This window comes from Aquiflexum gelatinilyticum, assembly GCF_024741135.1.
In the GTDB taxonomy this organism is placed as follows: Bacteria; Bacteroidota; Bacteroidia; order Cytophagales; family Cyclobacteriaceae; genus Cognataquiflexum; species Cognataquiflexum gelatinilyticum.
Genome location: NZ_JANSUY010000052.1, coordinates 1 through 348 on the forward strand (window position 1 = coordinate 1; position 348 = coordinate 348).

The 348-nt window shown below is 45.7% G+C and carries 1 protein-coding gene; it reads right to left on the reverse strand.

From position 1 onward, the window contains the following. Positions 1-348 (reverse strand): DUF7507 domain-containing protein (locus NU887_RS21120; RefSeq protein ID WP_420839807.1); only part of this gene is annotated, 348 nt, incomplete at both ends.

Genomic DNA, 348 nt, shown 5'->3' on the forward strand with positions numbered 1-348 from the left:
ATTCACTGTACCTACAGCTGCAGAAGCGGTGTTGTCAACTTTTCCTGCATCGATATCAGCCTGTGTTACAGTGTAAGAAGTAACAATTGACTGTGAAGCCAAAGGCGCCAAAGAAGCAATTGATGTATTCAAACCTGTCAAAGGATCGCTTACAGCAACATTGCTTAAAGTCACGTTACCTGTATTGGTCACGACAATGGTGTAATTCAATACGTCTCCGACAGCGGCAAAGGTTGACTCAGTGGCTGTTTTGGTGATGGATAGGGCAGGTAATTGTGTTGCAGAAACCGACTCCGAAGCAGAGACATTGACTGAACCTACAGCAGCCGAAGCGGTGTTGTCCACTTT